The following is an 8,208-nucleotide window of genomic DNA, read 5'->3' as shown; positions in this document are numbered from 1 at the left end:
TCGCCCGTCCGCCCCTACGCCGTGACCGGTGGACGGACGGCGCCGCGGGTCAAGCTGGCGATGGAGGCCCTGGTGTCATCGGCGACCGCCGAGCAGCGGGAGTTCTCGCATATCACGCCGGAGTACCAGGCGATCAGCCAACTGTGCCGGCAGGTCAGGTCCGTCGCGGAGGTGTCGGCCCTGCTGCGGATCCCGCTCGGCGTGGTCCGGGTGCTGATCGCTGACATGGCCGCCGAAGGTCTGGTCCGCGTGCACCAGCCACAGCTGGACGCCGGTCGGCCGGACGTAAATCTGCTGGAAAGGGTTCTAAGTGGACTTCGCAGGCTCTAGCCCCGGGCTCACCTCGACGAAGATCGTGGTGGCGGGAGGTTTCGGGGTGGGCAAGACGACGTTCGTCGGCGCGGTGTCGGAGATCATGCCGCTGACCACGGAGGCCGTCATGACCGACGCCTCCGCGGGTATCGACGACCTCGGCATGACGCCGCTGAAGTCGACCACGACCGTCGCCATGGACTTCGGCCGGGTCTCCCTCGACCGCGACTTGATCCTGTACCTGTTCGGCACGCCCGGGCAGCACCGGTTCTGGTTCATGTGGGACGACCTGGTGCGGGGCGCCATCGGCGCGGTCGTGCTGGTCGACACGCGCCGGCTCGCCGACAGTTTCCCCGCCATCGACTACTTCGAGGAGGCCCAGCTCCCGTTCGTGGTGGGTGTGAACGGGTGGGACGGCCAATATCCGCACAGTGACGCCGAGGTGCGCGACGCGCTCACCCTGGCACCGCACATCCCGATGGTGCGGCTCGACGCCCGCTCCAAGGACTCCGTCAAGAACGCGCTCATCCAGCTCGTCGAGCACGCGCTGTCGGTCCGCATGGCAGTGCCGGGCTGGGGCGGCTGACCCCCGGCTCCGGTGCCGCGCCGGCGACGAGCCGTGCCCCTTCCCGGCTCGCCGGACGCGGCACCCGCGCTTCGGCCCTGCTAGCGCTGCCCTCTCATCGCTGCTCTGTCATCGCTGCTCTGTCATCGTTGCCGGGCCTCGATGAGGCTCGCGCCGGAGCCCAGCTCGACCACGTCGCTCATCGCCAGACCCGCCCGGCCGAGCAGCGCCGCGTACTCGTCGCGGCTGCGCTCCGCGCCGCCGTTGAAGATCGCCAGCATCCGCAGGTCGATGTCCTTGCCCAGGTGCGGCCGCTCGTCGTCGGGGAGCACCACCTCCAGGATGAGGACGCGGCCGCCGGGGTTCATGGCCGTGCGGACGTTGGTGAGGATCTTGACGCAGTCCTCGTCGTCCCAGTTGTGCAGGATGCTGGCCAGCAGGTAGACGTCACCGCCGGACGGCACCGCGGCGAAGAAGTCGCCCGCCACCACCTCGGTGCGCTCCGCCAGACCCTCCTCGGCGAGCGCCTGCCTGGCGTGGTCCACCACGTGCTCCAGGTCCATCAGGACGCCGCGCAGCCCGGGGTTGGCGCGCAGCACGGTGGCCAGGATGTGGCCCTTGCCGCCGGCCACGTCCACCATCGTCCCGGTGGCGGGGAAGGCGTAGCGCTCGGACAGGCCCTCGGTGAACGGCACCGCCCTGGCCGCCATGTAGTCGTCGAACAGCGTGCTCGACTCCGGCTTGCGGGCCAGGTAGTCGTACAGGGGGCCGTACTGCTCGATGAAGGCCGAGCGGCCGGTGCGCACGGTGTCGGGCAGCGTGCGCATGGCGTACCAGAAGCCCTCCTCGCCCAGCATGCGGATCGAGGAGCGGACGAAGCCGGGCGCGTCCGAGCGCAGCGCGCCGCCCCGCTCGGTCAGCTCGTACGCGTCCGCCTCAGCGTCTGTCTCAGCGTCTGTCTCAGCGTCTGCCTGCACGGCCCTGACCAGGTCCATGGCGGCCAGTTCGCGCAGCACCCTGCGCAGCGAGGGCGCGTGCGCCCCGGCCCGCCGCGCCAGCTCGGGCGTGCTCAGCGGGCCCTGCGCGAGATGGTCGGCCACGCCCAGCTCCGCCATGGTGAGCAGGGCGGCGAAACGCGAGATGTCACCCAGGGCACCCCACAGGAGGTCGTCGGAATGCGGCATGAGTCCTTCCAGGGGAGGTCAAGGATTGCGCGTGGCCTGCCGGTGCCACACCAGCACACGGCGCTCGGCCAGCACGAACAAGGAGTTGACGACGTAACCGAGGATGCCGAGCAGCGTGATCGTGGCCCACACCGCGGCGCCGTCGAAGCTGCGCTGCGCCTGCAGGAGCTGGTAGCCGATGCCGTCGCTGCCGCCGATCAGCTCGGTGAGAACCATGAGGATCAGCGCGAGCGACAGGCTCAGCCGCAGCCCGGCGAAGATCTTCGGCGAGGCGGCCGGCAGCACGACCACCCGCAGCCGCTGGAACCTGGTCAGGTTGAAGACGGTGGCGGTCTCGGTGTACGTCCTGTCGATCGCCCTGGCGCCGTCGATCGAGTTGAGCAGCACCGGCCACACCACCCCGAACACGATGGTCGCGAGCTGGGTGATCAGCACACCGTACGGCGAGTGCAGCCCGGCCTGGAGCACCAGGAACACGGGGATCAGCAGCGGCGGCGGCAGCGAGCGGCCGAACTCGATCAGCGGGTCCACGTAGTCGGTCGCCGTGCGGGAGCGGCCGAGCAGCATGCCGGCGATGATTCCGATCAGCGCCGCCAGGATCCAGCCGCCGAACATGCGGCCCAGGCTGGGCAGGATGTTGTCGATCGCGTCGTCGGTGAGGAAGATCCGGCTGGCCGGACCCGAGAACCACAGCTCGTACATGGCGGCCACGATCGTCGTGGGCGGCGGGAAGTCGGTGTTGCCGACCGCGCGGGCGGCGAACTCCCAGACGACGAGCAGGGCCGGGATGACCCAGATCTTGGTGAGGAGCTTCACGACTCCGACGCCCCCGTCCGCATCCGGTGCCAGTGGAACAACCGGCGCTCGCCGGCCAGGAGCAGCACGTTGGCGAGCACGCCGAGGACGCCGGCCCAGACCGTGGCCGCCATCATCAGGTCCGTCCTGTTGCCGCTGCCGGCCAGGTTGACGAAGACGCCGATCCCGGCGACGCCGCCGGCCAGCAGTTCGGCGCTGACCGCGAGGACGAGCGCGATGCCCGCGGCGATCCTGACGCCGGTCGCGACGAACGGCGCGGCGCTCGGCAGGCTCACCCTGGTCAGCACCGCGAGGGGGCCGAAGCCGAAGCTGCGCAGCGACTCCTTGGCCAGGGGGTCGACGTCGTGCATGCCGTACAGGGTGTTGATGAGGATCGGCCAGACGGAGGCGTAGACGATGACCGAGATCTTCATGAGTTCGTCCACCGGGATCAGCAGGATCGCCAGGGGGATGATCGCCACGCTCGGGATCGGCCGCAGGAACTCCAGCACGGGTCTGATCGCCCGCTCCACCGGCGCGAGCGCGCCGAGCAGCACGCCCACCGGCACGGCGATGGCGGTGGCGATGAGCAGGCCCAGCACCCAGTTGGTCAGGGTGGCGCCGAGCCCGGCCAGGAAGTCGGGGTCGGCGGGCAGGCGCACGGCTTCGAGCAGGATGGTCGACGGTGCGGGGAACTGCAGGTCCTCACTGATGCCGAAGCGGATGACCAGCTCCCCGGCAACGAGGAACCCCGCGGCGCCGGCGGCGCCGCGGAGCAGACGTGCGATCGTCACTTCGACGCGGGAGCCGCGATGACCGACTTCACGTCGATGGGGCTCTTCAGGTAGCCGTACTCGAGCATGAGGTCGGCGACCTTCTGCAGACGGTTGGCGTTCAGCTCACTGGGGAAGGAGCCGAGCGTGATCACCGAAGCGGTCTTGGCGTCGATCTTCGTGTACTTCGGCAGCATGGCCTCGATCTCCTTGCGGTCGCTGGAGACGAGTTGCTGAGCCTTGCCGATCGCGCGCTGGAAGGCGGCCAGCGTCTTCGGGTACTTCTGCGCCCAGTCCTCGGTGGCCATCCAGCCGGCGATGGGCAGGTCGGCGGTCTGACCGGTCATCACGTCCGCCAGCTTGCGGAAGCCGTGCTGGCTCTGGTTGGCGGTGATGAACGGCTCGGTGATCCAGCAGGCGTCGGCCTGGCCGCTGAGCAGCGCGTTGCCCATGTCGGGGAACGGCTTCTCGACGAACTTGACGTCGTCGGCCGTCAATCCGGCGACCTTGAGCTGCGTCAGCGTGGTGAGCGTGGCGACATTGTTGAGGTTGTTGACCAGAATGGTCTTACCCTTCAGATCAGCCACGGTCTGAATCTTCGAATCCTTCGGCACCATCAGGTTGAAGGTGTTCGGGCCCGCCTGGTACATGTCGGCGACGAGCTTGATCTTCTTGCCCTCGCTGACCGCCGCGAACGTCGAGACGTAGTTGGTCATCGAGATGTCCAGAGCGCCGCTCAGAATCTGCGGAAGTGCCGCGGCACCACCGGTGATGACGGTCGGCTGAACGGTCAGGCCCTCTTCCTTGAAGTAGCCCTTCTCGTTTGCGACATAGAGAGCCACCGGGTCAGGTACGGGCAGGGCGCCGACCTTGATGGTGGTCTTCTCGAGGCCGCCGCTGTCGGCCGACGTGGTGCCAGGGTCGTCGGATCCGCCGCAGCCGGCAAGAGTCAGAGCGACTGCGACGCCGACAGCAATGGCGTTACAGCGCAGTTTGCGTGTCATGGGGGGTTCTCCTACCAGGGGGAAGCTTCTGGAGATCGGCACTGTATGCCGGGCGTGAAGCGTACCGGAGGCTAGATCCAAACGGCAGCACTATGCCGCGTTTATGCACTTTATCTGCTAAAGATGACTGTCCAGGGATATAGATGTAAATATAGGCATAAAGTAGGTTTATGGGTTGTATGTCCGGATTGAGGTGCTGGTTGCGCTCCGTGGTCAAGGGCTCGCCACGTGAACAAGGTGTCATTTGGAACGGTTGAAAACACCCGAGACGTTGGCCTAAGTATGAGGTTTGTGCTCAAATTGGGCCTCGAACTTGCCTGCGATCACTCGTCCTTGTGACGAAGCCGCTGAACCCCCCTTAAGCAGGCCATGGCGAGAGGTTGCCACCAGTGAGGACAACAACGACCGAGTCCGGTCGTGGCAGGGCTCCGGACGGACCGGATCACTCTGCGGGCTTAGAAGCCCCGCAGGTACAGCAGCCCGTGTCGGGCAGCCCGTTCGCGCTGCGTAACTGGCGCGTGCGAACCCGCCTCATCGCCCTCATCGCCATTCCCACGATCGTGGGCGTCATCTTCGGCGGGCTGCGGGTCACCGACTCGATCAGCAGCGCACAGCAGTACCAGCTCATCAGCGACGTGGGACGGCTGGTGAGCCAGCTCGGCGAGCTCTCCCGCGACCTTGGTCTCGAACGCGACCTGGCCGGCCGCTTCGTCGCCGCCAACAAGCGGGCGACCGAGGGCCAGCGGCTCAAGAGCCAGCAGGAGATCGTCGACGCCAGCGTCAACAGGACCAAGGCGGTCGCCGCCGAGACCCGCGACTCGCTGTCCGACATCGGCCGCAGGACCCTCGACCGCATCGAGGTCCGGCTCGCCCAGCTCGGCTCGCTGCGCACGACGTACACCAAGGACCAGCTGCCGCCGCTGCCGACGGTCGAGACGTACTCCGAGATCATCGCCGACCTGCTGCAGGTCTACGACGAGCTCGGCCAGGGCTCCACGGACGAGCAGCTCACCTCCACCGCCGCCGCGCTGCGCACCATCGCTCGCGCCGAGGAGGAGGCGTCCAAGCAGCGGGCGCTGCTGATGATCGCGCTGGTCCGCGGCAGGTTCGAGGAGCCGGAGTTCAAGGGCTTCCTCGACGCGGGCTCCCGCCGCGAGAGCGAGCGCGCCTCGTTCAACGCGGTCTCCACCCCCGCACAGCGGCAGAACTTCGACAACACCGTCGCCAGCCAGAAGATCGGCCGCGCCGAGTTCTACATCAGCCGCGCGGTGCTGCTGCACAACACCGCCACCCCGCTGCGCAGGCTCGACAACTCCACCTCCAAGGACGTCGACCTCTGGTTCGACTCCATCTCCGAGACCGTCGACCGGCTGCACCAGGTGCAGAAGTCGCTGGCGGAGGAGGTCGCCACCCGAAGCGCCGACGTGGCGAGCGGCGACAGGCAACTCGCCGCGATCAACATCGGCATCGTGGTCGTGCTGCTGGTGCTGGTCCTCGCGATCACCGCCCTCATGGCCGGCTCGCTCGTACGGCCACTCAGGCGGCTGCGCAGCGACGCACTCAAGATCGCCGGTCACACGCTGCCCGACCTGGTCCGCCAGCTCCGCAACACCGACATCGACCCCGACAAACTCAGAGTCCCGCCCATCGAGATCAACTCGAAGGACGAGATCGGCGAAGTCGCGCGGGCCTTCGACGAGGTGCACCGCGAGGCGGTCCGGCTGGCGGGCGAGGAGTCCAAGCTCCGCAGCAACGTCAACGCGATGTTCGTCAACCTGTCCCGCCGCAGCCAGACCCTCGTCGAACGGCAGATCACCCTCATCGACGGCCTGGAGCAGGGCGAGCAGGACGAGCAGCGGCTCGGCAACCTGTTCAAGCTCGACCACCTCGCCACCCGCATGCGGCGCAACAGCGAGAACCTGCTCGTCCTCGCCGGCCAGGAGCCCCCGCGCCGCTGGAGCCAGCCGGTCCAGCTCGTCGACGTCGCCCGCGCCTCCCTGTCGGAGGTCGAGAACTACGAGCGCGTCGTACTGGAGGTGCCGGAAGGCGTCGCCATCGCGGGCCAGGCCGTCAACGACGTCATCCACCTGCTCGCCGAGCTGATCGAGAACGCGCTGTCGTTCTCGCCCCGCGAGACCCGCGTCCCGGTCTCGGGCAGCAGGATCGACGGCGGCGGCATCATGCTCTCCATCACCGACTCCGGCATCGGCATGACCGGCGAGGAGCTGGCCCAGGCCAACGAGCGCCTGACCGACGCGCCGACCGTGGACGTCTCCGTCTCCCGCCGGATGGGCCTGTTCGTGGTCGCGAGGCTGGCGCACCGCCACGGCATCCGCGTCCAGCTCCGCCCGCACGGCTCCGGCGGCCTGACCGCGATGGTGCTGATCCCCGAGTCGCTGCTCGGCCCGCAGGCCCCGTCGTACGCGGGCGCCGCCCCCGCCGCCTCCAGGGAAGAGTCCTTCCCCATGGCGCAGCACGCCCCCCAGGGCGGTTCGTGGCCGGCCTCGTCGTTCCAGCTCGGCCCCGGACACCCGTCCTACCCGTCCTACCCCTCGACGGACGCCGTCCCGCCGCCCGGGTCGTGGCCGTCGAGCCCCGCCCTGCCCGCCGAGGCCGGCGGCTGGATGTCCAGCGACTCCTCCAACGACGTCTGGGTGGCATCGCGCGGCCCCGCCGCCGGCGAGAGCAGGCTGCCCCAGCGGGAGAACGGGCTGCGGGACAACGGACTGCGCGAGAACGGGCTGCGGGAGAACGGGCTGCCCCAGCGCGAGGGCGGCCTGCCCCAGCGCGGCGGACTGTCCGACGACACCCGCCCGTGGATGCGCGGCGTCGAGGCCGCGCCGCCTGCGCCGAACTCCTTCGACTTCCCCGAGACCGAGTCCGCGGCCACCGGCCCGATGCCGGCGATCCCGTCCGGCCCGTCCGGCCCGCCGAGCGGCGGCGCCGCCGGCAACGGCGGCAACGGCGAATACCTGCCGATCTTCGCCTCGGTGGAGTCGGCGTGGTTCGACCAGGCAGCCGCCGCGGCCGACGCGACGTGGAGCTCGCCCAAGGCGGACGCGGGCTGGAGCGCGGCCGAGGCCGTACGCGAGCCGGTGCGCGACGGCGCGACCGCCGCGGGCCTGCCCAAGCGGGTGCCCAAGGCGAACCTGGTGCCCGGCTCGGCCGACACCGTCTCGGCGCCGAAGGGCGTCGCCCCGATGCCGGCCGTCTCACCGGACCGGGTGCGCAGCCGGTTGTCCAGCTTCCAGCAGGGCTTCAGGGCCGCGCGCGACGACATCAGCGAGGGCAGGACGTACGGGTCCGGCCCCAGGGATAACAGTAGGGATGAGGGCGCATGAGCGAGCGCAACAAGCGGCCAGGGGAACGCAGCCGACTGTCGTTCATGCGACCGGCGGAGGAGAAGGTATGAACGACCTGAGCCACGCGGCACGCGGGGTGGACTGGTTAATCACCGACTTCGTCAGCACCGTTCCGGGGGTCGCGCACGCGGTGGTGGTCTCGTCCGATGGTCTGCCGTTGGCGGCGTCGGCGGGTTTTCCTGCTGATCGTGCTGATCAGCTGGCTGCGATCGC

The 8,208-nt window shown here is 69.1% G+C and carries 8 protein-coding genes; 4 read left to right on the top strand and 4 right to left on the bottom strand.

What is annotated here, in order from left to right; genetic code table 11:
• Positions 1-330, top strand: a 330-nt coding sequence (locus tag AB0K28_RS51410) for a DUF742 domain-containing protein (protein ID WP_364385941.1), incomplete at its 5' end; no start/stop codon positions are given.
• A complete protein-coding gene (locus AB0K28_RS51405) occupies positions 311-898 on the top strand; it encodes an ATP/GTP-binding protein (RefSeq protein WP_345397954.1) in 588 nt (195 codons plus the stop codon). The genes AB0K28_RS51410 and AB0K28_RS51405, both read left to right, overlap by 20 nt.
• A gap of 122 nt (positions 899-1,020) precedes the next feature.
• Here the strand turns inward: AB0K28_RS51405 and AB0K28_RS51400 are convergent, their stop codons facing one another.
• From AB0K28_RS51400 to AB0K28_RS51385, 4 genes are read right to left on the bottom strand one after another with little or no spacing between them, the layout of a single operon-like run.
• Entirely contained in the window at positions 1,021-2,061 is a 1,041-nt protein-coding gene (locus AB0K28_RS51400; RefSeq protein WP_364385938.1) for a methyltransferase, read from the bottom strand.
• 18 nt (positions 2,062-2,079) lie between these two features.
• The gene (locus AB0K28_RS51395) at positions 2,080-2,877 is read right to left on the bottom strand and encodes an ABC transporter permease (protein ID WP_364385935.1); all 798 of its coding nucleotides are present in this window, start codon (positions 2,875-2,877) and stop codon (positions 2,080-2,082) included.
• On the bottom strand, positions 2,874-3,650 hold the full coding sequence (locus tag AB0K28_RS51390) for an ABC transporter permease (RefSeq protein WP_364385932.1): 777 nt from the start codon (positions 3,648-3,650) through the stop codon (positions 2,874-2,876). Before AB0K28_RS51390 ends, AB0K28_RS51395 begins: the two co-directional genes overlap by 4 nt.
• Positions 3,647-4,633, bottom strand: a complete 987-nt coding sequence (locus tag AB0K28_RS51385; protein WP_364385929.1) for an ABC transporter substrate-binding protein — start codon at positions 4,631-4,633, stop codon at positions 3,647-3,649. The genes AB0K28_RS51390 and AB0K28_RS51385 overlap by 4 nt, the downstream gene beginning before the upstream one ends.
• A 482-nt stretch (positions 4,634-5,115) precedes the next feature.
• Between AB0K28_RS51385 and AB0K28_RS51380 the strand changes: the two genes are divergently transcribed.
• Together AB0K28_RS51380 and AB0K28_RS51375 are read left to right on the top strand one after the other, a co-directional pair.
• Entirely contained in the window at positions 5,116-7,974 is a 2,859-nt protein-coding gene (locus AB0K28_RS51380; protein WP_364385926.1) for a nitrate- and nitrite sensing domain-containing protein, read from the top strand.
• A gap of 67 nt (positions 7,975-8,041) precedes the next feature.
• Positions 8,042-8,208, top strand: a 167-nt coding sequence (locus tag AB0K28_RS51375) for a roadblock/LC7 domain-containing protein (protein WP_355432774.1), incomplete at its 3' end; no start/stop codon positions are given.

Source organism: Nonomuraea sp. NPDC049504 (assembly GCF_040676845.1).
GTDB lineage: Bacteria > Actinomycetota > Actinomycetes > Streptosporangiales > Streptosporangiaceae > Nonomuraea > Nonomuraea salmonea.
This window is presented reverse-complemented; position numbering and strand designations above follow the sequence as displayed.

Coding starts and splice junctions, on each gene's coding strand:
- AB0K28_RS51400 (WP_364385938.1), bottom strand. CDS start 2,061: ATGCCGCATTCCGACGACCTCCTGTGGGGTGCCCTGGGTGACATCTCG.
- AB0K28_RS51385 (WP_364385929.1), bottom strand. CDS start 4,633: ATGACACGCAAACTGCGCTGTAACGCCATTGCTGTCGGCGTCGCAGTC.